The following is a 26,589-nucleotide window of genomic DNA, read 5'->3' as shown; positions in this document are numbered from 1 at the left end:
CAAGCATTAAATCAATCCGATATCTATATTTGTCAAATTTGTTAATAAATCAACACTGGCCCTTTTCTCTCTTTGATAATTGAATCCGTTTTATTGATTCATTTAATTAGTGTGGTGTTTTGTAAATATAAGCAAAATCGCCGAAATAATATCCAGCCATGAAATAATAAAATATGCCGAAGTCAATAAAATAGGTAGTTTGAGCTCAGGGGCTAACTATGCAATTCATTCGTGAAGTGATTGTAAATTCATATAACTGTCACCTGAGATTATTATACTGCTCAAGGTGAACAAATTGCGTGTGTGGTTTATGTTGATTGCATGTTGATTTATTGTTTGGTCTTGGCGGTGTAATGTGACCGAACCTACGACTTGCGCACACAAAATGTATAGTGTCGAAGAATAGGATTTTTTAAATTGGTATTCTCTTCTAAAAAAGATAAGTTATAAGAAACAAAGTGCAATAAATATAGCACTCAACCTGCGCGAGGCTTAATAAATAAGTACACCATACTGGGATCTTAATTGGTGTATTGATGCGCATAAAGTATACAGAATCGATGTTTGCTTCCCCCGAAGTATTTCTTCACAAGTAAATATCGAGCATTCTTATAAGCTATATATGGAGAATAAAATGGCTGGTGTATTGGGTATGATTCTTGCTGGCGGTGAAGGTTCTCGTTTAAGGCCTTTAACCGAATCTCGTAGTAAGCCTGCAGTTCCGTTCGGTGGAAGTTATCGCTTAATAGATTTCGCATTGAACAATTTTGTTAATGCAGATCTGATGAAAATTTACGTGTTAACTCAATTTAAATCTCAATCGTTATTTCACCACATGAAAAAGGGCTGGAATATTAGTGGGATCACGGACCGATTTATAGATCCGATTCCTGCTCAAATGAGAACAGGTAAGCGTTGGTATGAAGGCACAGCAGATGCTATCTACCAAAACTTACGTTTTATGGAATTAGAAGAGCCAGAACACGTTTGCATTTTTGGTTCTGATCATATTTATAAAATGGACATTAAGCAGATGCTTGATTTCCACCAGAAGAAAGAAGCGTCTCTAACGGTTTCAGCTCTTCGCATGCCTGTTGCCGAAGCAAGTGAATTTGGTGTTATTGAAGTGGATGAAGAGGGCCGCATGATAGGTTTCGAAGAGAAGCCAAGCAACCCTAAATCGATTCCGGGTGACCCTGAATTCGCACTTGTATCAATGGGTAACTATGTATTTGAAGCTCAGAATCTGTTTGCTGAATTGAACGCCGATGCTGAGAAAGAAGATTCTAGCCATGATTTTGGTAAAGACATCATTCCTAATATGTACCCACGTGGTGATGTATTTGTTTATGACTTTAGTACAAATAAGATCACTGGCGAAAAAGAGGAAGTGTATTGGCGCGATGTAGGTACGATTGATGCGTACTGGCAGGCTCATATGGATCTTCTTGCTGAAGATGCTCCTTTCTCACTTTATAACCGCAAGTGGCCCCTACATACTTACTACCCACCACTACCGCCAGCAACTTTCACTGATTCAGTGAATGGTCGAGTACAGATTATTGATAGCTTGGTATGTAACGGTAGTTTTGTTCGTGGTTCGCGTATTGAGAAATCAGTACTTGGATTTAGAAGTAATATCGCTTCGACGTGTGACATTAGCGAAAGTATTCTACTTGGTGATGTGAAGATCGGTGAAGGGTGTGTATTACGTCGAGTTATTGTCGATAAAGATGTCGATATTGCACCTGACACACAGATTGGCGTAAACCTCCAAGAAGATAAAAAGCATTATCATGTATCGGATGAAGGCATTGTTGTTATCCCTAAAGGAGCGCGCATTGGCTACTAAAACTCTTTCTATTCTGTTTGTTGCATCAGAGGTCGAAGGGTTAATTAAAAGCGGTGGCTTGGCAGATGTTGCCAAGGCACTGCCTTTAGCGTTAAAAAACCTAGAGCAAGATGTACGAATCACACTTCCAGCGTACAGAAAAATTCCAGGTGTTACAGAAGCAAAAGTTCTATTAGATACACAACTTGAGCATTGGCCTCATACGCCATATATGGTGCGAGAGTTAACGTTAGAAGGTACATCGGTGTACGCCATTGACTGTCCTCAGTTTTTTGACCGTGCTGAAATGTACGCAGAAAATAACCAAGCGTATGCTGACAATGGTGAACGTTTTGCTTTCTTTAGTGCTGCTTGTCTCGATATGCTGCCGAAGTTATCGTTTCAACCAAATATCGTTCATGCTAATGATTGGCATACTGGGTTTGTCCCATACTTTTTGAAACACCGTTATGCGAAAGAGGAATTTTACGCTCAAATGAAGAGTGTCATTTCGGTGCATAACGCGGTATTCAAAGGTGTGTTCAGTTACGATGAGCTGCAAAGTAGCGTACACGAATTTCATGTTCGGTATGCCCCAGATGCTGCCGTAAGTGAAACTCATATCACCATGCTTAAAGCCGGTGTCCTGAATGCAGACAAGATCAATGCAGTAAGCCCTAGCTACGCGAAAGAGTTACTCACTGAGTTAGGTAGCCACGGTATGGCTGCTGAATTTCAACAGCGTAGTGATGATCTGTATGGGATACTAAATGGTTGTGACTACGGGGCATGGAACCCGGAGAAGGACACTTTAATCCTTAAACAGTATAAAGCCTCTCATCAGAGTATGGTTCGCGGCAAGAAAGTGTGTAAGCAACAACTCCAATCTGAAGTGGGGTTACCAGAGAAATCGGTTGCAGTTTACGGCATGGTTTGCCGGTTAACTCATCAGAAAGGCGTGCACTACTTATTACCAATTCTGTCTGAATTTTTGAAAAATGATCTACAGGTTGTGGTGGTTGGAACAGGGGATCCTGTCCTAGCAGAACAACTGAAAGAGATCATGTCACTGCATTCCGATAAGTTTGCTTTTGTAGAAGCGTACGACAACACATTGGCTCATTTAGTTGAGGCGGGCTCTGACTTCTTCTTAATGCCATCTGAATTTGAGCCTTGTGGCCTCAATCAGATATACAGTATGGCTTATGGAACGCTGCCGATTGTTCGTTCAGTTGGTGGGTTGAAAGATAGCGTTGTTGATTACGATAGTTCTCCATTTGACGCAACAGGATTTAGTTTCAGTGAGCCAAGCTCGAATGCATTGCTGCTTGTGATGCTACGATCTCTGCTGGTTTATACACAACAGCCTGCGGAAATTAAACGTGTTCAGTTACAAGCCATGAAACAAGAGTTCTCTTGGAGTGAAGCGGCGAAAACCTATCTCGCTATGTATCGAGACGCTCTATAAATAAAGGTGAAGGCGTGATGGCGTCTTCACTTTATTTCTATAATGTGGTGCTTATCGATAGTAATATCATTAAATTAGCTTATAAGACCGCTAATCTCACACTTTTTTACCCTAATAGCTAATATCTGACATTAGCTAAACTCCAATCCGCTTGATCTGTGTTAATCTTCCATTCCACTTTTAAATCCCATTGATATATAGCGAACCTCCTAATTTATGACTGAGTCTCTTTTATTCCATAAAACTTATACTCATCCCACAAGTGAAGAATGGGTGGTGTTTGTGCATGGTGCGGGCGGAAGTTCATCCATTTGGTTTAAACAAATCAAAGCGTATAAAGCTCATTTTAATCTTTTACTGATTGATTTGAGAGGACACGGAAAATCGAATCAACTTCTGAAAGAGCTGATCAGTAATCGGTATACTTTTAAAACGGTGACTATGGACATCCTTAGAGTATTAGATCACCTTAAGATCCGTTCAGCACATTTTGTTGGCATGTCGCTAGGGACGATTATTGTTCGAAATATCGCGGAACTTGCCACCCATCGTGTTCGTTCTATGGTGTTGGGTGGTGCCGTTACTCGTCTTAATACTCGATCGCAAGTACTGGTGAAGCTCGGTAACATGAGCAAGCACATTATCCCTTACATGTGGCTGTATAGCCTTTTCGCTTACATTGTTATGCCGCAGCGAAATCAGAAAGAGTCGCGCAACCTCTTTATCCGAGAAGCTAAGAAATTATGCCAGAAAGAATTTAAACGCTGGTTTATGTTGACCTCTGAAGTTAACCCTTTGATGCGCTATTTTAAAGACAGTGAATTACCCATCCCTACACTTTATTTAATGGGTGAGAAAGACTACATGTTTATCCAACCGGTAAAAGAGATGATTGCAGTGCATGAGTCGAGCGAGTTGTGTGAGATTCCCGATTGTGGGCATGTATGTAATGTCGAGCGACCTGAGGAGTTTAATAAGCACTCTATAGAGTTTATTCAAAAACAAATTAACGAGTAGATTATCGGGGAAGAGTACTACTCGTTAACGGTGCGAGTTATATTTATAGAGCTATCATTGCTTAGTAGTTAAATATCGCGGCTATGACTACAACTCCAGCAAACTCCAAATTGCGGTTCATTCTCATTATTACAGTGCTGACAGTGCCATGAATGTTGTTGGTGACTACTGCATTGTTGCTGGTAGTCATCAATAATGGCTTTCGCTTTTAGTGCTTGTTCAGGGTTGTGTAACCAAATATAAGCATCTGTATCATCATTTAGTGGTAACTCGCCACGAAGACCAAACAACCCCTCACCTCGAACTTCACAGTCGATGCGTTCGCTCTTCAACCATTCACACACGATATGCGCTTCAGTTGGTGTGCTCGCAATAAATGCTTTCATGATTCATTCTCTGCATGAGTTGTCGGTTTAAATTTTGCCATTAACCATTTTGCGATGATAGGAAATAGACCGAGTAGTGCAAATGACGCCAATACGGAGGGTGAAACAATGCCAGAAAGCGAGTCTATTTCGGCAAGCTGTGTGCCTGCATTTAGGTAGACCATGGTACCAGCGAGCATACCTAATTGACTAGTTAGGTAGAATTTTAAGGTGGTGATTGGAGTTAGGCCCATCAATAGATTAATTAAGAAAAATGGGAAAACAGGGATCAAGCGTAATGAGAAGAGATAAAACGCCCCATCTTTTTCAACACCATTATTAATCGCCTCTAGTTTGTCTCCAAACTTACTTTGCACCCAATCTCTTAATAGGAAGCGACTGCTCAAAAACGCTAACGTTGCTCCAATTGTGCTAGCAAAAGAGACCAAGAACAGGCTAAACCAGAATCCAAAAAGAGCAGCGCCTAAAAGTGTGACGACAGCGGCTCCCGGAATTGAAAACGCGGTGATCAATACGTAAGCAAGGAAGTAAATTAGGCCAGCAACGACGAAGTTGTTTTGGATATATTCGTTGAGTACGGCTTGTTGGGCTTTTGCGTTTTCAAGGGTTAGGTATTGACCAAAGTTAACGCCTAAAAAAAGAACAACAGCGACTAAAAGGATACCAATGATTAGTTTTTTACTCATGGAAGAAGCTCCTTGCAAACGTTTATGGGAACAAGTTTATGGAAACAATATGACAAATGTTTTATCGACTTACAAAGATAAGACAGGGAAGCGAGGAGAAATATTTCATATAAATCAAAGAATATAAAAAAACCGCAGCAGAAACGCGGCGGTTTTTTTGATGTGTCGACTAGTTTAGGTCGCTGATTAACTCATTTCGCCTTTCTTGCGGAACGACTGACCAATGAGTGCCATTTATTGCGCCCTCAAGAGCCCATAACAGCTCAACGCTGACAGATGATGAGTGAGTTTGTCTAATTGCTTGGAAAGCGGTTAGAGAGCCTTTGCTGTGCAATTCTTCAACTGTTGCGATACCCGCTTTTTTAAGCATGCGCTCGGTAGCAAGTCTAAGATTAGGTAAATCTTTTAATCGATTTGGCTTAGCCGATGATTGCTGGCTTTTTTCTTGCTGTGCGAATTCTAATGAAGCAACTGCAGTTTTTAAGATTTGCTCAGGTGTATCCCAGCAATTTTCAGGCAAAGCAAAATACTTAGTAACAACGGGGAAACCACGCTTTTTGTAAATGTATGGCTGATAACCTTGTTCTTGGAATTGCTTAGTTGAATCTTTATCAGCACGAATATGTAGTTGATCATTAACTACTAGTGCGAACATTGTGTCATTGGCAAAAATACCAAATCCACCAAACATTGAGCGGGACTTGATAGCGCCAAGTTGCTCAAATAACTTCATAGAGTCTTTTAATACTGGTTTATCCATGCTGTATAGTCTCGGTGTAAAGGATTACGCCACCAAATTTCAGGTCCGAGATAATAGCTAAGTGATGCAAATGTACTGTCAACGAAACGTTAAACTTTGTTTGCATACTTGCCATCGGTAACCCCGCTACCTACCAAATGGTTTAGGCCGGAGGCTTTGCGTCCTATTTTTTCAAATAGTTTGCCCTGTGCGTGACACTCATAGCATATAGGAAAATATTGAATAGGTATCACATTTTAGGTTTTAAAATGAGACATTGGTCCAATAATTCATGAGCTTGATGTGGGTTGAGTTGCAGTTTAGGTGTTGTGAATGCGCACTGATTAATACGCATTCATTTGAGTATTTTAATTAAATAAGTTTTTTTACCGTATCCCGAACTACGATTTCAGGGTGCATTTCAAAGATGCGTTTATCGTGCTCTTTGTCTTTGATTCGTTCCAATAAAATCTCAAATGCAGTTTTACCAACACGTCTTTTTGGTTGGTGGACTGTAGTTAGTGGTGGAGAGAAATATTCTGCTAATTCAATGTTGTCGTAACCAATAACAGAGATGTCGTCAGGGATTCTAATCCCTTTCTGCTGCAAGCGGCTCATCAATCCTAAAGCCATTGTGTCATTGAAACAGAAGACAGCCGTTGGGCGATTTTCCATATTCACAATTTTATCAGCAGCAAGTACTGCAGTATCACATTCAAAATTGCCTTCGATGATCCAATCTTCATTCACATCAATATCGGCACCCTTGAGAGCTCGTCGATAGCCTAAAATTCGCTCTTTACATGCAACCTTATCGAAATGACCACTTAAGCATGCAATATCGGTATGACCGTTATCAAGCAAGTACTTAGTCGCAAGGTAAGCGCCTTCTTCAGAATTATCGATGATCTTATCGGCTTGCGAACTTTCAGGGCCCCAGTCCATGATCACTTTAGGGATATCAGAGTGACGATCTAACATCTCTTTTAGCTCTTCAGTTAAATCTGAACACATGACTAACATGCCATCAACACGCTTTTCGGCAAGCATGCGGATATAATCACGCTGCTTTTCGTAAATTCCACCAGTATTACAAAGAATCAGCGTGTAGCCCTGTCGATAACAGTAACTCTCAACGCCATCAATTACTTCTGAAAAGAATAAATTGGTAGATTGAGTCACGAGCATACCAATGGTGCGTGTGGTATTACATTTTAAACTTCTCGCAACGGCACTTGGAGCATAGTTTAATTCGTCTACCGCTTTCATTACCTTTTCTTGAGTCGTTTCAGCAACAAATCGAGTTTTGTTGATGACGTGAGAAACGGTAGTTGTGGATACGCCTGCTAAGCGTGCGACATCTTTTATTGTAGCCATGGTGTTATCCTGTCGAGGTGCTACTTAATACAGTGGTTAACTCATATAATAGTCAACCAAGTAGCGTAAATACTATCTCTTAATAGCAATTGCCGATTCACGTTACTTCACATCGTGAATCATCGAGAGATAGCAAGGTATTAAGAAACACAAAAACCGCCTTATATCAGCGGTTTGCATTTGTAATCATATTTTATCGTTTGCGGTCACAATTTTAGACCGCAAACGCTTCACTGGCAATGGATATTGGACCAGTTTAGTGGGTGTTGTCACATTTAATTATAAGAGGGTCAATACAAAACTACCAAGTGAAGTGAACCTAGTCTCACTTGATAGTTTAAAATGTGATAAATAACCACGAATTACCGATGGGAATTATAAATTTGAGAGGTTATTCGCCTGTTAGGTATTGGCAATCTAATTGGCAGAAGGCGACTAATACTTGAGCTACGCTTGCATAAAAACCAAACTCATCATATTGATCGCATTTAGCACTAAACTGTGGGATCCAAGAAAGGATATGAGTTTGAATGAAAGATTCTTGCTCAATTAATGCATCATCAAGGTGTTTCTCTTGCTCAAGCTCATTTGAACGAATAATTAAATTACCTAAAAAGTCGAGTTCAATGGCAATGTGGTCTGCTGGTTCATTCAATGATTCACTCACTGCAATGCCGTGCTTTGACATTAATGCTGCCATCTCTTGAGCCGGAACATCATTCAATAAACCTTGCTTTCCAATGTACATAGAAGCGTATGGAAGAGCGGCGTTCTTATCTGATTTTAAAAATAGATCACAATAGTCAGCGGAAAGCTCTAATTGAGCGTCTTCACGGTTTTGTAAGCGATTAAGGGCGTCAACTAACTTGTCTATTGAAGGTTTAAGTGTTTCGTTTTCACCTAAGCCAGTCAGAAAAGTGCGAATCTCTTGAGAGTTATAGCTGTCTAACTCTTGTTGAGTTAACTCTTTTGCGAAAAGGCTAGATAGCCACCAGTAAATCTCTGCACGCTTTTCATTGAATGCTTTTGTTTCGATCATCGTTATTGCTCCGAGTATTATTCTCACTATAGTCTAACCAATAAAAATGAATAACAGTAACTACATTAAATAAGAAAAGTGACTGAATATGACTAAATATTAACGCGTGAGCTATGCTTGTCTTGAATCAAGAAAAAATGATCTTTCCTGATTTTAAACCATCTATTGCTAGAAATATTACTATTTATGAATAGAATAGTAAGCATAGACGAAATAACTAAAAGAAAAGGGTGTAGATGAGCTATCACGTATTGGTCGTTGAAGACGATGTAGTAACCCGTAGTAAACTTGTTGGTTACTTCCAGAATGAAGGGTATGCCGTAAGCGAAGCAGAAAATGGCGCTCAAATGAGAGAAGTACTACAGAGCAATCTTGTAGATTTGATTATGTTAGATATCAATCTACCTGGAGAAGATGGCTTAATGCTAACTCGTGAATTACGCAGCCAATCGGATATAGGCATTATTTTAGTTACTGGACGCACGGATAGCATCGATAAAATTGTAGGCCTTGAAATGGGGGCTGATGATTACGTGACTAAACCCTTTGAACTTAGAGAGCTTTTAGTTCGAGTTAAAAATTTATTATGGCGAATTTCGGCAGCGCGTAACGCATCTAGCGTGGCGGTGGCTGAGTGCGAAAATGAAAACTTAGTTCGTTTTGGTGAATGGACGTTTGACATACAACGTCGCGCATTAAGCAAAAATGGCGAGCCTGTAAAACTGACGAAAGCAGAATACGAACTGTTAGTTGCGCTGTCCTCATACCCTAACCAAGTATTGAGCCGTGAGCGTATCCTGAATATGATTAGCCATCGGGTTGATGCTCCAAACGATCGAACTATTGATGTTCTTATTCGTCGAATGCGTGCCAAAATGGAATTTGATCCTAAGAACCCGCAAATTTTTGTAACGGTTCACGGTGAAGGTTATATGTTCGCTGGCGACTGATATTACTCACAGTAACAGATTGATATAAAAGAGCCGAAGGTATTCCCTTCGGCTTTTTTGTTGAGGTCTATTTTGGAAAGGGACGCTAGCATAGCGTTTAGAAGATTAATGTAAGGTTTATCGCCTCTAGAGTGATTGAACGGGTTTCGGTTCCATCTCTTTATAGTCCCCGTCAATCAAATCTCGAGCTTTTTGCCAAAGTTGTCCCATCGTTTCATGCCAATAGCGCTCTGTTTGTTCCAAGTATTTGGCTTTAGGGGCGTATTTTTCCCAAGGTTGGTTAATGTTGTCATAAGCAAGGTAATTAGTTGGAGCTGGAAAAGGGGTGATACCTGCTTGATTAAATTCATACAAGGCACGCTTCATATGGCTTGCAGACGTCACTAAAACCATTTTCTTCACCCGAACAAAAGCCGCCGCTTGTCTTGCTTCTTCCCACGTATCTTTTGCTGTTTCTAACAGAATGATATCGGGTTTAGCGACACCTAATGCCAGCGCGACTTTTGCCATCATCCGGGCATTACTAAATTCAGACCCACCGGCATAACCAGAAAGAATCAATTTCGAGCCAGGGTATAGGCGCATAATTCGAATGCCTTCATTAAGACGCATTAACGCGGTGCGGCTTAATTCTGATGTCGGAGGTATGTCGCTATCCACGACATGGCCACTCCCTAGTACCATGACATAATCAATGGACTCATCAACAGGAAGAAACCCGCTGAATTCTCTCTCCATAGGCATTAATAGACGTGTAGAAACTGGTTGGAAGGATATAAGGAAAATACCACATAGCGAAAATAGGATAATCAGAGATCCTGTCTTCCTACGGGCGGTAAACATAATTAACAATAACCCCAAAAAACCTAGGATTAGCATTGCCGGTAGCGGCATTAACAACGATGAAACTACTTTTTTCAGTTCAAACATACATAAATAGCCCGAAAAAACATCACTTGATAATAAAAAAGGCATAAGCTTCTTTATTCCTGCATTCCATGTGACAGAATAGCAGCACGATTTACTATGATAACCTAACCTGCCGTGACTGAAGATCGCAATTTCGACGATATTGCCCACAAATTTGCAAAAAACATTTATGGTTCTGACAAAGGCGATATTCGTCAGAGCATTTTGTGGGAAGACTTAGAGCTCGCATTATCAACCTTTGATGAGCAACAGAGATCACTTAGCATTCTTGATGCTGGTGGCGGTCTTGCTCAAATGTCGCAAAAGATTGCTGAACTCGGACATCAAGTCACATTATGTGATCTATCTTCTGAAATGCTGCAACTTGCTAAGGTTGATATTGCAAAAAACGGTTTGCTTGAGCAGTATCGGCTGATTCATTCTCCGATACAGGCAATCGGCAGTCATCTTGATGACAAAGTCGATGTTGCTATGTTCCATGCTGTAATGGAGTGGTTGGCCGATCCGAAAACAGCGTTAGATATCGTTCTCGATCAGGTTAAGCCTGGTGGAGTGGCCTCTATCATGTTTTATAATCACCACGGTCTGGTTTTTAAGAATGTGATTTGTGGCAATATCCCTCACGTGCTTGACGGTATGCCACATAGGAAAAGATTTAAATTACAGCCACAAAAAGGGTTGAAGCCAGAAGAGGTGTATCAATGGATAGAAGATGCTGGCTTTGATATTTGTGGTAAGTCAGGTATTCGCTCATTTAGTGACTATATCGGAAATATGGAATATATGGGCGATTACCAATTTGAAGATGTGTTAGCACTAGAAAAACAGTTGTGCAGACAAGAGCCATACCTTTCATTAGGCCGTTACATTCATGTGTGGGCTAGAAAAAATGTATGAGCTAGCAAGCAAAAACAGGACTAACAATGAGTGAGATGACTCAAACTGCAGAAGATCAATCAATTGATGAATTGGTTGGCTGGGTAAAGCAGCATGACTTCTCATTGAATCTTTCCCCTGAGCGATTGGCATTTCTGATTGCTATCGCGGTACTAAGTAATGAAAGATTTGATGAAGAGTTAGGTGAGGGTGAATTGCACGATGCATTTACCATTGTCACTCGAATGTTTGAAGAAACAGGTGATGCATCCGCTTTTCGCGCAAACAATGCAATTAATGAAATGGTTAAACAGAAATTAATTAGCCGTTTCACAAGTGAAATAAATGATGGTGCGAGTATTTATCGTTTATCGCCACTTGCTATCGGGATTTCTGATTATTACCTACGTCATCGTCAGTTTTCAAAGCTAAAACTATCGATCCAGCTGTCAATGGTAGCAGGGGAGATGGCAAGAGCGATTGAAGCGGCACAAAAAGGTGGTACTCCGGGTCATTGGAAAAAAAATGTTTATGGGGTCTTGAAGTATTCTGTTGGTGAAATATTTGATCAAATAGATTTAAACCAACGAGTGATGGATGAGCAGCAACAGTCGGTCAAACAAAAGATTGCCGATTTGTTGAATAACGATTGGCGAGAAGCGATCAATAACTGTGAATCATTACTGTCCGAGACATCCGATACATTAAAAGAGCTGCAAGACACATTGCAAGCCGCTGGTGATGAACTACAGACTCAAATTCTAGACATTCAAGAAATCGTTTATGGCGATGATGAATTAGAGTTTGTCGGCGAAATTTTGTTTGGCTTACAGATGAAGCTAGACAGAATAACCAGTTGGGGACAGCAAGCTATCGATCTCTGGATTGGCTACGACAGGCATGTCCATAAATTCATCCGTACCGCTATCGATATGGATAAAAACCGCGCGTTTAGTCAGCGTTTACGTCAATCTGTTACAGATTACTTTGATGCCCCTTGGTTTCTTACACATGCGGATGCGGAGCGTTTAAGCGACCTTCGAGATGAAGCGCTGGTCTTGCGTGACGATGAAGTGATGGGACAAGTGCCACTTGAAGTGGAATACGAAGAATTTAAACAAGTAAATGATGAACTCTCTGAGCGAATTGGTTCAATGTTGCAAATTCATAAGCAGCAAGGGACACCAATTGATTTGGGAATTGTACTACGCGATTACCTGACTGCTCATCCAAGAACTCATCATTTCGATTTAGCTCGAATTGTGGTCGACCAAGCCGTTCGCTTGGGTTATTCCGAATCTGATTATCAGGCAATTCAACCTGATTGGCAGGCGATCAACGATTTTGGCGCAAAGGTACAAGCAAATGTCATCAACAAATACTGACGATTACATGCCAGAGAATCTGGTTAAAGCCATCTCCAATCCACTATTTCCGGCTTTAGATAGCGTATTACGCTCAGGTCGACATATCTCTAGTGAAGATCTCGATAATCACGCGCTATTGTGTGATTTTGAGATGGAATTGGCGCACTTCTATCAGCGTTACAACACGGAATTAGTGAAAGCACCTGAAGGCTTTTTCTATTTACGTCCTCGCTCTACCTCTCTTATTGGTCGTAGCGTACTTTCAGAGCTCGACATGCTGGTGGGGAAAGTACTTTGCTTCTTATACCTCAGCCCAGAACGTTTAGCGCATGAAGGGATCTTCACTAACCAAGAGTTATACGAAGAGCTCCTCTCTCTGGCTGATGAAAAAAAATTAATGAAGCTGGCAACAAACCGCGCTTCTGGCTCTGATTTAGACAAAGAAAAACTGTTCGATAAAGTTCGTACGTCGCTACGCCGTTTACGTCGAATCGGCATGATCATCGCGATAGGTGAGACGGGTAAATTCCGTATTAGTGAAGCCGTATTCCGCTTCGGCGCCGATGTGCGTATTGGTGATGATGTTCGAGAAGCTCAATTGCGTCTGATCCGAGATGGCGAAGCGGTTGTTCATACTCAAGAGCCTAGCCAAGGCAGCCTGTTGAATATTGAAGAGAACAGCGAACAAGATAATGAACAAGAGCAAATAGAATTAGAGGGTGAAGCATGATTGAAAGAGGCAAGTATCAATCGCTGACCATGATCAACTGGAACGGTTTCTTTGCTCGTACTTTTGATATTGATGGATTGGTAACCACGCTTTCAGGTGGTAATGGTGCAGGTAAATCGACGACTATGGCGGCGTTTATCACAGCATTAATTCCAGACCAAAGCTTACTGCACTTCCGAAATACAACTGAAGCGGGTAGCTCGCAGTCATCTCGTGATAAAGGCTTGTACGGAAAATTACAACCAGGTGCATGTTATGCCGCGCTTGATGTGGTGAACTCCCGTAATCAACGCCTATTGTTTGCAGTAAAACTTCAGCAAGTAGCTGGACGCGATAAAAAAGTTGATATCAAACCATTCATGATCCAAGGCTTACCAAGCCATGTGAAACCTACGGATGTACTGATTGAAAGCGTATCAGACAACCATGCACGAGTGTGTCAGTTGAATGACGTAAAAGCTGCCGTTGCTCAACATGAAGGTGCACACTTTAAAGCATTTTCGTCGGTGGTCGAGTATCACTCGCAAATGTTTGAATTCGGTGTTGTACCTAAGAAATTGCGAAATAGTGGTGATCGTTCGAAATTTTACCGCCTGATCGAAGCCTCGCTTTATGGTGGTATTTCGAGTGCGATTACTCGTTCCTTACGTGATTACCTTCTGCCGCAAAATGGTGGTGTGAAAAAAGCGTTCCAAGATATGGAATCGGCGCTGCGTGAAAACCGCATGACGCTTGAAGCGATTAAAACTACTCAAACAGATCGTGATCTATTCAAACACTTAATCACTGAGTCTACAAACTATGTGGCTGCGGATTACATGCGTCATGCAAATGACCGCCGCAATAAGCTTGATAAAACGATGACTTTGCGTGGTGAGCTATTTGGTTCACGTACGACTCTGGTTGAACAGAATCAACTACTGACGAGAATTCAAGAAGAGTTAGAGATCTTAGTTGATCAAGAGTCTGCTCTTGAACAAGATCACCAAGCCGCTTCTGATCATCTGCAATTGGTTCAAAACGCACTTCGCCAACAAGAAAAAATTGCTCGTTACCAAGATGATTTGGAAGAGCTAAGTGAGCGTCTTGAAGAGCAGATGATGGTGGTGGAAGAGGCGCAAGAGCGTGTTCTAACGGCTGAAGAGCAATCGACGATTTCTGAAGAAGAAGTGGATAGCCTGAAAAGTCAGTTAGCAGACTACCAACAAGCATTAGATGTTCAACAAACCCGCGCGTTGCAATACCAGCAAGCGGTACAAGCACTGAATAAAGCGCAGCAACTGTTAAGTGATGACTCTATTACCGCAGAAAGTGCGCAGGCATTGCTTGCGGAATGTAAGACGAAAGAAGCGGCGAATACCACGGCTTTGCTCGCGTTAAAACATAAGCTGGATATGTCATCGGCTGCGGCTCAACAGTTCGAACAAGCATTTAGCTTAGTGAAACAAATTGTTGGTAAAATTGAGCGTTGCGATGCTTCTACTCAAGCTAAAGAGACTATTTCAAAAGGCCGTGATGCAAACCATATTGTTCAAAACGAACAACAGTGGCGTGCTCAACATCGTGATTTAGAGCGCAGCATTAGCCAACAGCGTCAAGCCCAACAGCTCGTCAGTGATTACCAAAAGCAACATAATGTGGTGTTATCTGACGAATTGGCATTAGAAGAAGAACGCGAACGTCATATCGCACAAGTTGAGTCTTTAGAGTTTTCTCATGAAGAGTTGCGAGATGCACGTAATGAGCAGCGTCGCGTAGAGCAAGATCAGCAAGCTGAAATTAAAAAGCTAGAGGCAATTGCGCCTTCATGGATCGCAGCTAATGATGTGCTGGAATCGTTGAAAGAGCAAAGCGGAGCGGATTTATACGACAGCCAAGCGGTTATGTCGCAAATGCAACTCGTGCTGGAAGATGAAAAAGCGCAATCGCTAGCGAAAGATAAACTCGCTGAGCGCAGAAATCAGCTTGAGCAAGAGATCGAACGTCTTGCGTCTCCAGGTGGTTCAAATGATCCTCGCTTAAAAGGGTTAGCTGACACATTAGGTGGTGTGCTTCTTTCTGAAATTTACGATGACATTACCATTGGTGACGCTCCATATTTCAGTGCGATGTATGGCCCTGCTCGTCACGCTATTGTGGTGTCAGACCTTGACGGCATAAAAGAGAAATTGGTTGAGCTAGACGATTGCCCTGAAGATTTATACATTCTTGAAGGTGACGTTGATGCGTTTGATGACAGCTCATTCAATGCCGATGAATTAGAGGGTGCTGTTTGCGTTCAACTTAATGATCGACAAATGCGCTACTCTCGTTTGCCAGAGATCCCACTGTTTGGTCGTGCCGCACGTGAACAGCGTTTAGAGCTATTACGTGAACAGCGTGAAGAAGTGGTTGAGCAACATGCGAAAGCGGCATTTGATTCACAAAAACTTCAGCGTCTATATCAAGCGTTCAATGGTTTTGTCGCGCAACATATTCAAATTGCATTTGAAGCCGATCCTGAGCAAGCATTACAAGTTTTACGTGATAAGCGTAATCAAGTGATGAGAGTGCTTGCTGAACTGGATGCAAAAGAGCAGCAACAACGTAGTCAATTGACGTTAAGTAAAGCAGCAATTAAATCGCTAGATAAGTTGGCTCCTACGATTCGCTTTGTTGAAGATGATTCATTAGTTGAGCGTTTTGAAGAGATTGAAATCAAACTTAACCAATTAAGTGAAGCCAAAGCATTCATCGCGAGCCACGGAAAATCCATTGCGCAGCTAGAGACGATCGCCAATGCACTAGAGGCGGATCCTGAGCAGTTTGATGCGCTTGAAGCGGATTACGCTCAAGCAGATAAAGAGCTACAGCAGCTAAAAACTCAAATGTTTGCACTGGCCGATCTTGTTGAACGTCGACACTACTTTAGCTATGCCGATTCGGTTGACTTGCTCAATAAGAGCAGTGAATTGAGTGAGCAGTTAAAAGCGAAGTTAGTGGAAGCAGAACGCGCTAGGATCCGTGGACGTGAGGCTCTGAAACAAGCTCAAGAGCAGATGAACCAATACAATCAGGTTCTTGCATCGTTGAAGAGTTCGCATCAAGCTAAACTTGAAACCGTTCAAGAGTTTAAACAAGAGCTTCAAGAGTTTGGCGTTAATGCTGACGAAGGTGCAGAAGAGCGAGCTCAGCGTCGTCGTGATGAGCTACATGAACGTTTGCATACGTCTCGTAGTCGTAAGAGCGAATACGAACGTACCATTACGTCAACTGAACTGGAAATGAAAGGCTTAGCAAAACGCCTGAAGAAGGTTCAGAAAGAGTACATCGAGTTGCGAACGTTTGTTGTCGCGGCAAAAGCGGGTTGGTGCTCAGTGCTACGTCTTGCTCGTGAAAATGATGTCGAGCGTCGTTTACATCGTCGTGAGTTAGCTTATTTGTCTGCGGGCGAGCTTCGTTCAATGTCTGATAAATCATTAGGTGCTTTACGTTTAGCCGTTGCCGATAGTGACGATCTTCGTGATGCGCTGCGTTTGTCTGAAGATAATTCGAAGCCGGAACGTAAAGTGCTATTTTACATTGCCGTCTATCAGCATCTTCGTGAACGTATTCGTCAAGATATTATCCGCACCGACGACCCAGTAGAAGCCATTGAAGAGATGGAAGTTGAACTAGGGCGTCTAACGGAAGAGCTGACTCAACGTGAAAACCGCCTTGCTATTAGCTCTGAGTCGGTTGCGAGTATCATTCAGAAAACGATTCAACGTGAGCAGAACCGAATTCGTATGCTGAACCAAGGTTTGTCTAACATCTACTTCGGTCAAGTGAAGGGTGTTCGATTAAACGTTAAGATCCGTGAAAGTCATGAAGTTCTACTTTCTGGGTTAGCGTCTCAGCAAGATCAACACAAAGATCTATTTGAGAGCACGCGCTTTACCTTCTCGGAAGCGATGGCGAAACTGTTCCAGCGTGTGAACCCGCACATTGATATGGGGCAGCGTTCACCGCAGATCCTTGGTGAAGAGTTACTTGATTATCGTAACTACCTTGAGTTAAGCGTTGAAGTTAACCGTGGTTCTGATGGCTGGTTACAAGCTGAATCTGGCGCGTTATCGACGGGTGAGGCTATTGGTACTGGTCAATCAATTCTGTTGATGGTGGTACAGAGTTGGGAAGAAGAGTCACGCCGCTTACGTAGTAAAGATATTGTTCCTTGTCGTCTATTGTTCTTGGATGAAGCAGCACGTCTTGATAGTAAGTCAATTAATACACTGTTTGAACTGTGTGATCGTTTGGATATGCAATTATTGATTGCAGCACCTGAGAACATCAGCCCAGAGCAGGGCACAACGTACAAGTTGGTTCGTAAGGTATTCAAAGATCATGAGCATGTACATGTTGTAGGGTTACGAGGCTTTGCAAGCTTAGAAAAAAAGGCTTCAAGCGGAGATGTTCAAGATGAATTACCGGAATTAGTCGGCGAAATATAATTTATCTTGAAAGAACCTAGTTCTCTATAAACCTCTCTAAAACATAGCCCTTACGTTATCGTGGGGGCTTTTTTATTGATGGTAGCTAGCTTGGTCAAACTAGGTCTGAAAGTTGAGCAGGATCAAAAAAGCTCAGCATAGAATAGCTGAGCTTTTTAGCTTTTTGTCGAATACTAGCTTTTTGTCGAGTTTTAACTATTCACTGAGTTTTAATTATTTGGCGATAACCAACACTGTTCATAAAAAATAGGCAAGCACGGTAGGAGACTCATTTCTTTATTAAATCCCAGTACCGAATTGCTTAGCAGCATAGGCGACACGCTCTGCTGGCTTAGGGTATTCAGCGGGTGTTCCTAAATTTTCAATGTGGTGCAGTCTTGGTAGTAGGCCAGACCCATTAGCAATTTGGATAGCTAACCCCGGACGGGCATTTAGCTCCAATACCATCGGCCCCTCTTCTTGGTCTAGAACCATGTCAGTGCCCATATAACCAAGCCCTGTCATCTCCCAAGCACTGGATGCCAGAGTGAGAAGTTTTTCCCAATGAGGCACAACCAGTTCGCTTAAGCGTTTACCTGTGTCAGGGTGTAACTCGATGGGTTGGTCGAACTGCACTGCACGTACCGCTTTACCTGTTGCGATATCAAGCCCGACGCCAACTGCGCCTTGGTGTAGGTTCGCCTTTCCATCAGAAGCCGATGTTGATAAACGCATCATTGCCATCACAGGATAACCTTTAAAGACAATAATCCGTACATCCGGCACTCCCTCATAGCTGAAGCCATCGAAGCAACTATCAAACTTGATCAGGTTCTCCACTACCGCCACATCGTTCTTTCCACCAAGAGAAAAAAGACCTGCAAGAGCGTTACTGATATGGCGTTCGACATCTTCTTTATTGATGGTCGCGCCAGAAGGCTTCGTGTAAACCCCATCTTTGTGAGACGTGATCACTAGGATACCTTTACCACCACTGCCTTGTGCGGGTTTGATAACAAATCCGGGCCAATCTAGAACCATTTTATGGATCTTTTTGACTTCAGCTTGATGGCCAATCACACCAATCAGTTTTGGAACCGTTGCACCTGCTTGTTCCGCAATGATTTTTGTTTTTAGCTTGTCATCAACCAATGGGTATTTTGAACGATCATTATAGCGACCAATATAACTATGGTTGCGTTTGTTCATTCCCATTATGCCTTTATCTTTTAGCTTAAAGGGTGAGGTGAATTGTTCCCACATAACTTAGTCCTCCGCTAAAGGTTTAAAGCGACGAAGTTCGGTTAATCGGTAGCCGGTGTAGTTACCCAGTAATAGGATCACTGCAAGGATAACCAATTGAAGCCCAATAAAGTTAAACGTTAAGTGCTGGATAAATCCGTTGGTCATGCCTAAGTAAACTAATACTGCGGTGAAAAGCGAGCCGCCACCTTGAAGCATTACCTCTTTAGCGCCTTCCTCTTCCCAAAGGATAGACATACGTTCGATTGTCCAAGAGAGGATGATCATCGGGAAGAAGGTAATGGAGAGTCCTTCTGTCAGACCAATCTTGAAAGCAACCACGGTGAACACCGAGATGATCAAGATAACCGTAATGATGACGGCGGATATTCGAGCTACGAGTAATAAATTCAGCTTGGATAAATAACTTCGAATGATCAACCCTGTTCCCACAATCAACAAGAAGCCGACAATACCGGTGACTAATTGAGTTTGTACGAAGGCAACCGCGATAAGCACTGGCATGAAGGTACCTGATGTTTTCAGCCCAATGATCACACGTAAGAACACCACAATTAGCGCACCGATTGGAATCAGCATGATGGTTTTAAACATCGCTTGCTCTTCAAGGGGGAGGCTATGAATGGAGAAGTTGAGTAGTTGGTCGGCCACGACTTTGTTTTCTGTTGCCTGCGAAGATGAAACCTCTTGTGCGATCATTGAGAAATGCACGCTGCTGCTGCTTCCTCCGATCACATCGAGTAGAGAGACATTCGACTCATCCCAGATAAGCAGATTCGCTTGATTCGTTTCAATCCCGCTCTCTGGCGAAAAAAGTACCCAATCTTTTCCGTTCCAAACTTGCACCATACGTTGAATATTTTGGCGACGACGACCATCTTCAAGTTCGATAACACCTACTGATTTATTGTCTACACCGGCATAAGACAGCAGCTTAGTTGCTGCTTTTACTTTGTCCATTGTGTTTAGAATCAATGCTGCATTTTGACTATCGGGATCATTAAGGATTTTTATCAGTTCACGAGCAAAAGTGACGTTATCTGCCGAGCGTTGTGTAGCTCGTTCAATCACTGCAATGGCTGCTGCCTCTTCCGGCCCGTTAAAGGTTGGTTTGACAAGGCTTCCCTCTTGTGGAGGAATAACGTCAACTTGAGCTTGGTCATCAACTAAAAATTCGGTTTTGTAATAGATGGTTTGAGCATCTTTAGCTTGCCGAATTGACCACTCAGCCCTACGTCCAGTATCAGTATTCAAATAAGAGACACCGTAACCTGGCGATGAGGCTGATTCACTGATTAGCGTAAAACCTGATTGAGTGTGCGGTGCCGCAAGTGATACTTTGGCGGCTTTACCCTCGGCTGTAAACTCGATTCTGGCTTCTATATTCCAAACTTGGCTGGTTTCACCCGGAGTCCACGGCACGCCATAAGTTTGATGACGGAACATACTCAATGCAACCCCGCCAATCATTAAGAGCGCAATTGAGATATAGAAAGGAATTCTTGACGTCATAAAGTGTTCCTATTTTTCAGTCTTATTATCTGTATGAAGATATTTTTTGCTGACATCCACTAACGCGATATCTTTTATAAACTCTCTTCCAAGTAATACAGGATTGCTCATTTGAGAGCGATCTGCCAATGTAAATTGCGCTTTTTCATGGATTTTTCCGACTTTCACCCATAATTCAATGGCAGCACGTCGTTCTGTTTCGTTGGTAGTGGATTGACGAATTTTTACGTAGCGAATAATAGGCGCTTCAATCCAGTGTTTATCTGCTTGTTTATCTGTTTGTTTTTCTGATGTTTCTGAACCGTCTGCAAGATGGAATTTTACCCATTTTTTACCGTTGCGTTCAAATTCTTGAATATCAATGGCATTAAGCGAAGAGGTCGCGGCTCCAGTATCAATACGAGCATCAAATGATTGCTTCATTGACTCGATGGTAACTTTTTCTATTGCACCTAAAATGATGCTGCTTTGATGAGTGGTATTGCTTGTCTGTTCGACTGGGCTTTCTGTCGCAGGTTCATCGACGGAATTGGTGATGGGAGTCGCTTGTATTGCAACATCAAGCTTATCATTCAGTTGTTGGACATCAGTCTCAAGGCTTTCAATATAGTCAGCTTGGTTGCTTATCTGCAATTCAAGATTGGTCAACTTGTTGGAAAGATTCGTCTCTGATTGTTGGATCGTATTCACCAGTATTTGATGATTTTTATCTGCACTGGTGAGAGAGCAACCAGAAAGTAAACTGACGATGACGATAGGAGCATATCGCTTAAACATGTACGACCTTAATATTGAACTTTAAGTTATTGTTATCGTAAGTTTAACCTATCCGCAAGAATGCGTGAAGCTTCCTTATGTTAATGTGAAGTCATGCTCAGCTTATTGAGTAAAAACAGTGTCAAAAATGGTCTTTATTAACACTGTTTTGGATTTTGGATACTTTGGCGTGTGACTATGGTTTCTTGGCAACCAAAATAGCACGTCTTGGTGCGGGGTGGCCTTCGACCGTTTTAGTCGAGTCATTCGGGTCAAGATAATCAGGAAGTGAGTTGTGTGTCATCCATGTTGTTGAACGCTGCTCGCCCACCGTCGTGACATTCTCATCGACGATTTTTACATCAACAAATCCGGTTTGTTCCAACCACACTTTGAGTGCTTTAGCTGAAGGGAAAAAGTACACATTGCGCATTTGTGCGTAGCGGTCTACTGGTACTAACACCGCATTTTCATCGCCAGCAATAACCAAGGTTTCAAGCACAAGTTCGCCACCAGAAACAAGCTGATCTCTCAGTTGAATCAAGTGATCTAACGGTGAACGGCGGTGGTAAAGTACGCCCATGCTAAAGACAGTATCGAAAGCTTCTAATTTTGGTAACTGCTCGATGCCTAAAGGCAGAAGGTGAGCGCGTTGATCGTCGCCCATCAATTTACGAATCGCTTCAAACTGGATCAAGAATAGATGTGAAGGATCAATACCCACACATAGGCGAGCTTGTTCACCGAGCATGCGCCACATATGGTAACCGTTACCACAGCCGACATCTAAAATAGAGCGATCTTTCAACGGTGAGATATGAGGTAATACTCGATCCCATTTCCAATCTGAGCGCCACTCTGTATCGATGTGAATGTCGTGAGCGGTATAAGGACCTTTACGCCAAGGGTGAAATGTTTTCAGCAAGCTTTCTAGTTTTTTACGTTCACCATCCGCAATCGGTTGTGCATTCGAAATGGTGACAGACTCTTTTAGCTCAATCGTATCAGGTTTATCTGATGGAATTTTGTTCAGCGCTTTAACCCAACGCTCAAAATCTCCATGATCTGCATTACCCCAATCTGTTAACTGTTGAGGTAAAACATTTAGCCAAGGTTGAAGGCGAGTATCTTGTGCTATCAGTTGATAGAAATTAGCAAAATTGAACATGAGTTATCTTAATCGTTATATAAATGAGAGAGGCACTCTGTATAAAGTGCCGCTAAATAGTGAAGCTCACAGCTAGAGCGTGGTTAAAGTGCTATTTGATGGCAAACATAGAGCCGAAATTGAAACATTGAAACCAAACTTCGTAGCTTGAAAATCCAATGTCTTTAAAGCGATCTTTATGAATTTGGATAGAATCTGGTCGCATCACATTCTCAATGGCGCTACGTTTTTGACTCACTTCAAGTTCGCTATACCCATTGGCACGTTTGAAATCATGGTGCAAATCGATTAATAGCTCGTTTGAGGTTTCGTTTTCGAATACGTATTTTTCGGAGACGATGAGTATTCCGCCTGGGCGTAACCCTGCGTAAATCTTTTTAAGCAGCGCAGAGCGATCTTCAGGAGAGAGAAACTGTAGCGTGAAATTAAGCACGACAACGGAAGCATCTTTGATTTCAATTTCACGTATATCCGCTTCCAAAACCGTAACTGGGGTATCAGAGCGGTAAGCGTTAACATGTAATTTGCAGCGTTCAACCATTGCTGATGAATTATCAATGGCTAGAATTTGGCACCCTTCCTGCTGAATATGACGGCGCATAGAGAGCGTCGCTGCACCGAGAGAACAACCGAGATCGTAAACCTTTGAGTGAGGCTTAGCGAAACGTTCCGCAAGCATGCCAATAGCAGAGATAATATTGCTGTAGCCGGGAACCGATCGTTGGATCATATCTGGGAAAACTTCAGCTACTCTTTCATCAAAAGTAAAATCGCCAATCTTATCGATAGGAGCTGAAAAGATAGTGTCTTTAGTGTTCATGCTCATTTCTCAATGCAAGAGTTGGTGTGTGGAATACATGCGCCAACGTTACAAATTAGTGTTGCGAATACAGTCAATATTCAGAATTGGCGAATATTGACTGTAAAAAGGGGGCGTATTTTATGAAAAATTGCTCACTTTGTCATTAATAATGAGGAAGTAGATTTACACACTCAAAACATATCGATTTGTGGGCTGTTCACGCTATTCGGAAAAGTGGGGAGGGGTGGCAGGGTATGCCGTTGTTGAAGGGTTAAGTCTTGCTGTAACAGACCATAAAGTTTGAGCGCTAGTTCAGGTGCTTCAACGTTATCTGGTGTATGAATCATTAAATAGGGTTGCTTTCCTTGTTGGATCCAAGTGGAGAGCTTCACAAGCCAAGGTTGGAAAAAAGCCACATTAGCTTCAATATCTGGGTGTCCAATGAAGCGGATCATTGGGTTGGTGCTTGTTGCAATGGCATGGGTAGGGACTTTGGGTTTATTTTTGTGTGCTTCTCTTACCGCTTCCGTTGTCGGCGGAGCTGAAAACACAGGACGACTGTCCATAATGATCCGGTTGATGTTGTTTTCAATTAACCACTGATTAAACCGTTTTTCGTCATCATTCTTATTGAAGAAGCCCAAATGGCGGACCTCAATGCCTAATTTCATTTCTGGCGGAAAACCTTGGCAGAACTTCTGTAAAACAGGTAAGTCCGCAGGAGAGAAAGCGGCAGGCAGTTGGATGGTCCATTGACCAATTTTAGACCAGAGCGGCTGCATCACAATTAAGAAATCTTTCAAGCTTTGCTGGCTATGACGCAGCATCTGCTGGTGGGTGATCTCTTTTGGAAGCTTAAATGTGAAGCGAAATTCATCTGGCGTACTGGCTTGCCAGTTTTGAATTGTCGCCATTGACGGGGTCGCATAAAAAGTGGTGTTACCCTCGACGGTATGAAAGACCTGAGAATATTTTTCGAGCCTTTCTGCTGGTTTAGTACCACTTCCATAGAAGCTTGCTTGCCACTGAGAGTGCGACCACATGGTTAATCCAAGTCGAATGGGTAATTGAGTCATCATCTCTCTGTGAAGTAAGTGGCCGATATTTAACTGTACGAAACTTTTGATCGTTTGGAAACGGTAACGATATAATCCGATAAATAGTTAGACTTTTGATGTTTATTTAGCCGCTTGTTGGGGTGAAATGCATCAAAGCATGATAAAACACAACAAATTGTATTCTGGAAGGTCGATTTTAAGTGATTTTCAGCGTATAAATGACACTTTGCTCTGTCGGAAGTCCATTTTCTGGCAGCCTAGAATTAGACATTATTAAAGAGATTGGGAAATTCATTATGCGTACCCATTACTGTGGTGACCTGAACAAGTCCCTTGCAGGACAAACTGTAGAACTTTGCGGCTGGGTTAACCGTCGCCGTGATTTAGGCGGTCTTATCTTCATTGATATGCGAGATCGTGAAGGTGTCGTTCAGGTAGTTATTGACCCAGATATGAAAGATGTATTTGAGGTAGCTAGCCAACTGCGTAATGAGTTCTGTATCAAATTTACAGGTGAAGTTCGTGTTCGCCCTGACAGCCAAGTTAATAAAGATATGGCAACAGGTGAAGTGGAATTATTAGCAAGCGGTCTTGAAATCATCAACCGTTCAGAAGCGCTTCCACTAGACTTCAACCAAACGAACTCAGAAGAGCAGCGTCTTAAGTACCGTTACATCGATTTGCGTCGTCCAGAGATGAGCGATCGTATTAAACTACGTGCTCGTGCTTCTAGCTTTGTGCGCCGTTTCTTAGATGAGAACCTATTCTTAGATATTGAAACGCCTGTACTTACTAAAGCAACACCAGAAGGTGCTCGTGACTACTTAGTCCCTAGCCGTGTTCATAAAGGTAGCTTTTACGCGCTTCCACAATCTCCACAGTTGTTCAAACAGCTGCTGATGATGTCTGGATTTGACCGTTACTACCAAATCGTAAAATGTTTCCGTGATGAAGATTTACGTGCTGATCGTCAGCCTGAATTTACTCAAATCGATATCGAAACATCATTCATGTCTTCTCAAGAAGTTCGTGATGTAACAGAGCGTCTTGTACACGACATGTGGAAAGAGCTTTTAGATGTCGAGCTAGGTCAATTCCCGGTGATGCCATTCTCTGAAGCGATTCGTCGTTTTGGTTCTGACAAGCCTGATCTACGTAACCCACTAGAACTTGTTGACGTTGCCGATCTTGTAAAAGATGTGGAGTTCCAAGTATTTGCTGGCCCTGCGAATGATGAAAAAGGTCGTGTTGCGGTAATTCGTGTTCCTGGCGGTGCTAAACTGTCTCGTAAGCAAATTGACGAGTACGGTAAATTTGTCGGTATCTACGGCGCGAAAGGCTTAGCATGGATGAAAGTGAACGATCGTGCTGCGGGCTTTGAAGGTGTTCAATCTCCAGTTGCTAAGTTCCTAAGCGAAGATATCGTGAATGGTATTCTTGAGCGTACTGAAGCTGAAACAGGCGATATCATCCTATTTGGTGCAGATAAAGCGGGTATCGTTGCTGAGGCAATGGGCGCTCTACGTATCAAACTTGGTGACGATCTTGAGCTGACAGATAAGAAAGCGTGGGCACCACTTTGGGTTATCGATTTCCCAATGTTTGAAGAAGATGGTGAAGGTAACTTGCATGCCATGCACCACCCATTCACATCACCTCTAGGCATGACAGCGGAAGAGCTTCAAGCTAATCCGGCTGCTGCGAATTCTGATGCTTACGATATGGTTATCAATGGCTACGAAGTCGGTGGTGGTTCTGTTCGTATTCACAACTCAGACATGCAAACAGCAGTATTTAATATCTTAGGTATTGAAGCGAAAGAGCAACAAGAGAAATTCGGTTTCTTACTTGAAGCTCTAAAATACGGTACGCCACCACATGCTGGTCTTGCTTTTGGTCTTGATCGCCTTGCAATGTTACTTTGTGGTACAGAGAACATCCGTGACGTTATCGCATTCCCTAAAACAACAGCGGCTGCTTGTCTGTTGACGGACGCGCCTAGTCTTGCTAACCCAGCATCACTAGAAGAGTTAGCAATTGCCGTTAATTTAGCGAAAAAAGAGAAAGACGCCGAGTAATCAATCTCGAGTGGACTCTTGTTCGTTAAGTTTTAACAATGAATGCCCGTTTTGTTACGGGCATTTTTATATTTATGCCAAACTGAATTGAGCAAAATGCAGCCG

21 protein-coding genes and 1 riboswitch are annotated in these 26,589 nt (G+C 42.3%); of the genes, 9 read left to right on the top strand and 12 right to left on the bottom strand.

Translation table 11 applies throughout. The annotated features are described in order from the left end of the window. Positions 1 to 622: 622 nt before the first annotated feature. The 3 genes from glgC to OCV39_RS09280 all read left to right on the top strand — a co-directional run bounded on the left by glgC (position 623) and on the right by OCV39_RS09280 (position 4,316). On the top strand, positions 623 to 1,852 hold the full coding sequence (gene glgC / locus OCV39_RS09290; RefSeq protein WP_084654806.1) for a glucose-1-phosphate adenylyltransferase: 1,230 nt from the start codon (positions 623 to 625) through the stop codon (positions 1,850 to 1,852). Next, a complete protein-coding gene (glgA, locus tag OCV39_RS09285; RefSeq protein ID WP_261888350.1) occupies positions 1,842 to 3,299 on the top strand; it encodes a glycogen synthase GlgA in 1,458 nt (485 codons plus the stop codon). The genes glgC and glgA overlap by 11 nt, the downstream gene beginning before the upstream one ends. 216 nt (positions 3,300 to 3,515) lie before the next feature. Beyond that, positions 3,516 to 4,316 (top strand): alpha/beta fold hydrolase, encoded by an 801-nt coding sequence (locus tag OCV39_RS09280; RefSeq protein ID WP_017051950.1) that lies wholly within the window; start codon positions 3,516 to 3,518, stop codon positions 4,314 to 4,316. A 68-nt stretch (positions 4,317 to 4,384) separates the two neighbouring features. On the opposite strand, the gene OCV39_RS09275 is transcribed toward OCV39_RS09280, so the two are convergent. The 5 genes from OCV39_RS09275 to torD all read right to left on the bottom strand — a co-directional run bounded on the left by OCV39_RS09275 (position 4,385) and on the right by torD (position 8,543). Further along, a complete protein-coding gene (locus OCV39_RS09275) occupies positions 4,385 to 4,702 on the bottom strand; it encodes a DUF2007 domain-containing protein (protein WP_171756577.1) in 318 nt (105 codons plus the stop codon). Further along, positions 4,699 to 5,388 carry a TVP38/TMEM64 family protein gene (locus OCV39_RS09270; protein WP_017051952.1) on the bottom strand — a complete coding sequence of 230 codons (690 nt, stop codon included), beginning with the start codon at positions 5,386 to 5,388 and terminating at the stop codon, positions 4,699 to 4,701. Before OCV39_RS09270 ends, OCV39_RS09275 begins: the two co-directional genes overlap by 4 nt. 169 nt (positions 5,389 to 5,557) lie before the next feature. Then, positions 5,558 to 6,148: a TfoX/Sxy family DNA transformation protein gene (locus OCV39_RS09265; protein WP_261888349.1), complete on the bottom strand. Its 591-nt coding sequence runs from the start codon at positions 6,146 to 6,148 to the stop codon at positions 5,558 to 5,560. Between the two features lie 113 nt (positions 6,149 to 6,261). Continuing rightward, positions 6,262 to 6,343, bottom strand: a riboswitch (cyclic di-GMP riboswitch). Positions 6,344 to 6,499: 156 nt separating this feature from the next. Further along, positions 6,500 to 7,504, bottom strand: coding sequence for an HTH-type transcriptional repressor PurR (purR, locus tag OCV39_RS09260; RefSeq protein ID WP_261888348.1), 1,005 nt, complete (start codon positions 7,502 to 7,504; stop codon positions 6,500 to 6,502). Between the two features lie 391 nt (positions 7,505 to 7,895). Next, positions 7,896 to 8,543 (bottom strand): molecular chaperone TorD, encoded by a 648-nt coding sequence (gene torD / locus OCV39_RS09255; RefSeq protein ID WP_261888347.1) that lies wholly within the window; start codon positions 8,541 to 8,543, stop codon positions 7,896 to 7,898. Positions 8,544 to 8,779: 236 nt separating this feature from the next. On the opposite strand from torD, the gene torR reads away from it, so the two are divergent. Further along, a complete protein-coding gene (gene torR / locus OCV39_RS09250) occupies positions 8,780 to 9,493 on the top strand; it encodes a two-component system response regulator TorR (RefSeq protein WP_017051956.1) in 714 nt (237 codons plus the stop codon). Positions 9,494 to 9,619: 126 nt separating this feature from the next. Here the strand turns inward: torR and elyC are convergent, their stop codons facing one another. Then, positions 9,620 to 10,468: an envelope biogenesis factor ElyC gene (gene elyC, locus OCV39_RS09245; RefSeq protein ID WP_261888346.1), complete on the bottom strand. Its 849-nt coding sequence runs from the start codon at positions 10,466 to 10,468 to the stop codon at positions 9,620 to 9,622. A 69-nt stretch (positions 10,469 to 10,537) separates the two neighbouring features. On the opposite strand from elyC, the gene cmoM reads away from it, so the two are divergent. The 4 genes from cmoM to mukB are packed head-to-tail and all read left to right on the top strand — an operon-like array spanning position 10,538 to position 17,868. Next, positions 10,538 to 11,320 (top strand): tRNA uridine 5-oxyacetic acid(34) methyltransferase CmoM, encoded by a 783-nt coding sequence (gene cmoM / locus OCV39_RS09240; protein WP_261888345.1) that lies wholly within the window; start codon positions 10,538 to 10,540, stop codon positions 11,318 to 11,320. 26 nt (positions 11,321 to 11,346) lie between these two features. Continuing rightward, complete coding sequence (gene mukF / locus OCV39_RS09235) at positions 11,347 to 12,684, top strand: chromosome partition protein MukF (protein ID WP_171756573.1); 1,338 nt, start codon at positions 11,347 to 11,349, stop codon at positions 12,682 to 12,684. Next, on the top strand, positions 12,665 to 13,396 hold the full coding sequence (mukE, locus tag OCV39_RS09230; RefSeq protein WP_017051960.1) for a chromosome partition protein MukE: 732 nt from the start codon (positions 12,665 to 12,667) through the stop codon (positions 13,394 to 13,396). The genes mukF and mukE overlap by 20 nt, the downstream gene beginning before the upstream one ends. Beyond that, entirely contained in the window at positions 13,393 to 17,868 is a 4,476-nt protein-coding gene (mukB, locus tag OCV39_RS09225; protein ID WP_261888344.1) for a chromosome partition protein MukB, read from the top strand. The genes mukE and mukB overlap by 4 nt, the downstream gene beginning before the upstream one ends. Positions 17,869 to 18,147: 279 nt before the next feature. Here mukB and OCV39_RS09220 read toward each other — a convergent pair whose 3' ends face one another. The 6 genes from OCV39_RS09220 to OCV39_RS09195 all read right to left on the bottom strand — a co-directional run bounded on the left by OCV39_RS09220 (position 18,148) and on the right by OCV39_RS09195 (position 24,424). Continuing rightward, positions 18,148 to 19,110: an alpha-L-glutamate ligase-like protein gene (locus OCV39_RS09220; RefSeq protein WP_017051962.1), complete on the bottom strand. Its 963-nt coding sequence runs from the start codon at positions 19,108 to 19,110 to the stop codon at positions 18,148 to 18,150. A gap of 3 nt (positions 19,111 to 19,113) precedes the next feature. After that, positions 19,114 to 20,622, bottom strand: coding sequence for an inactive transglutaminase family protein (locus tag OCV39_RS09215; protein WP_261888343.1), 1,509 nt, complete (start codon positions 20,620 to 20,622; stop codon positions 19,114 to 19,116). A 9-nt stretch (positions 20,623 to 20,631) separates the two neighbouring features. Beyond that, positions 20,632 to 21,399, bottom strand: coding sequence for an ATP-dependent zinc protease (locus OCV39_RS09210; protein WP_261888342.1), 768 nt, complete (start codon positions 21,397 to 21,399; stop codon positions 20,632 to 20,634). Between the two features lie 175 nt (positions 21,400 to 21,574). Next, entirely contained in the window at positions 21,575 to 22,546 is a 972-nt protein-coding gene (gene cmoB, locus OCV39_RS09205; RefSeq protein ID WP_017051965.1) for a tRNA 5-methoxyuridine(34)/uridine 5-oxyacetic acid(34) synthase CmoB, read from the bottom strand. Positions 22,547 to 22,637: 91 nt separating this feature from the next. Further along, positions 22,638 to 23,366: a carboxy-S-adenosyl-L-methionine synthase CmoA gene (gene cmoA, locus OCV39_RS09200; RefSeq protein WP_261888341.1), complete on the bottom strand. Its 729-nt coding sequence runs from the start codon at positions 23,364 to 23,366 to the stop codon at positions 22,638 to 22,640. Positions 23,367 to 23,539: 173 nt separating this feature from the next. Next, the gene (locus OCV39_RS09195; protein ID WP_261888340.1) at positions 23,540 to 24,424 is read right to left on the bottom strand and encodes a DUF72 domain-containing protein; all 885 of its coding nucleotides are present in this window, start codon (positions 24,422 to 24,424) and stop codon (positions 23,540 to 23,542) included. A 278-nt stretch (positions 24,425 to 24,702) separates the two neighbouring features. Here OCV39_RS09195 and aspS point away from each other — a divergent pair, with 278 nt between their 5' ends. Continuing rightward, positions 24,703 to 26,484, top strand: coding sequence for an aspartate--tRNA ligase (aspS, locus tag OCV39_RS09190; protein WP_029203292.1), 1,782 nt, complete (start codon positions 24,703 to 24,705; stop codon positions 26,482 to 26,484). Positions 26,485 to 26,589 lie beyond the last annotated feature (105 nt).

Origin of the sequence: Vibrio cortegadensis (assembly GCF_024347395.1) — a bacterium.
GTDB classification, from domain to species: Bacteria; Pseudomonadota; Gammaproteobacteria; order Enterobacterales; family Vibrionaceae; genus Vibrio; species Vibrio cortegadensis.
This window is presented reverse-complemented; position numbering and strand designations above follow the sequence as displayed.

Coding starts and splice junctions, on each gene's coding strand:
- glgC (WP_084654806.1), top strand. CDS start 623: ATGGAGAATAAAATGGCTGGTGTATTGGGTATGATTCTTGCTGGCGGT.
- OCV39_RS09280 (WP_017051950.1), top strand. CDS start 3,516: ATGACTGAGTCTCTTTTATTCCATAAAACTTATACTCATCCCACAAGT.
- OCV39_RS09275 (WP_171756577.1), bottom strand. CDS start 4,702: ATGAAAGCATTTATTGCGAGCACACCAACTGAAGCGCATATCGTGTGT.
- OCV39_RS09270 (WP_017051952.1), bottom strand. CDS start 5,388: ATGAGTAAAAAACTAATCATTGGTATCCTTTTAGTCGCTGTTGTTCTT.
- OCV39_RS09265 (WP_261888349.1), bottom strand. CDS start 6,148: ATGGATAAACCAGTATTAAAAGACTCTATGAAGTTATTTGAGCAACTT.
- purR (WP_261888348.1), bottom strand. CDS start 7,504: ATGGCTACAATAAAAGATGTCGCACGCTTAGCAGGCGTATCCACAACT.
- torD (WP_261888347.1), bottom strand. CDS start 8,543: ATGATCGAAACAAAAGCATTCAATGAAAAGCGTGCAGAGATTTACTGG.
- torR (WP_017051956.1), top strand. CDS start 8,780: ATGAGCTATCACGTATTGGTCGTTGAAGACGATGTAGTAACCCGTAGT.
- elyC (WP_261888346.1), bottom strand. CDS start 10,468: ATGCCTTTTTTATTATCAAGTGATGTTTTTTCGGGCTATTTATGTATG.
- mukF (WP_171756573.1), top strand. CDS start 11,347: ATGAGTGAGATGACTCAAACTGCAGAAGATCAATCAATTGATGAATTG.
- mukE (WP_017051960.1), top strand. CDS start 12,665: ATGTCATCAACAAATACTGACGATTACATGCCAGAGAATCTGGTTAAA.
- mukB (WP_261888344.1), top strand. CDS start 13,393: ATGATTGAAAGAGGCAAGTATCAATCGCTGACCATGATCAACTGGAAC.
- OCV39_RS09220 (WP_017051962.1), bottom strand. CDS start 19,110: ATGTGGGAACAATTCACCTCACCCTTTAAGCTAAAAGATAAAGGCATA.
- OCV39_RS09215 (WP_261888343.1), bottom strand. CDS start 20,622: ATGACGTCAAGAATTCCTTTCTATATCTCAATTGCGCTCTTAATGATT.
- OCV39_RS09210 (WP_261888342.1), bottom strand. CDS start 21,399: ATGTTTAAGCGATATGCTCCTATCGTCATCGTCAGTTTACTTTCTGGT.
- cmoB (WP_017051965.1), bottom strand. CDS start 22,546: ATGTTCAATTTTGCTAATTTCTATCAACTGATAGCACAAGATACTCGC.
- cmoA (WP_261888341.1), bottom strand. CDS start 23,366: ATGAACACTAAAGACACTATCTTTTCAGCTCCTATCGATAAGATTGGC.
- OCV39_RS09195 (WP_261888340.1), bottom strand. CDS start 24,424: ATGACTCAATTACCCATTCGACTTGGATTAACCATGTGGTCGCACTCT.
- aspS (WP_029203292.1), top strand. CDS start 24,703: ATGCGTACCCATTACTGTGGTGACCTGAACAAGTCCCTTGCAGGACAA.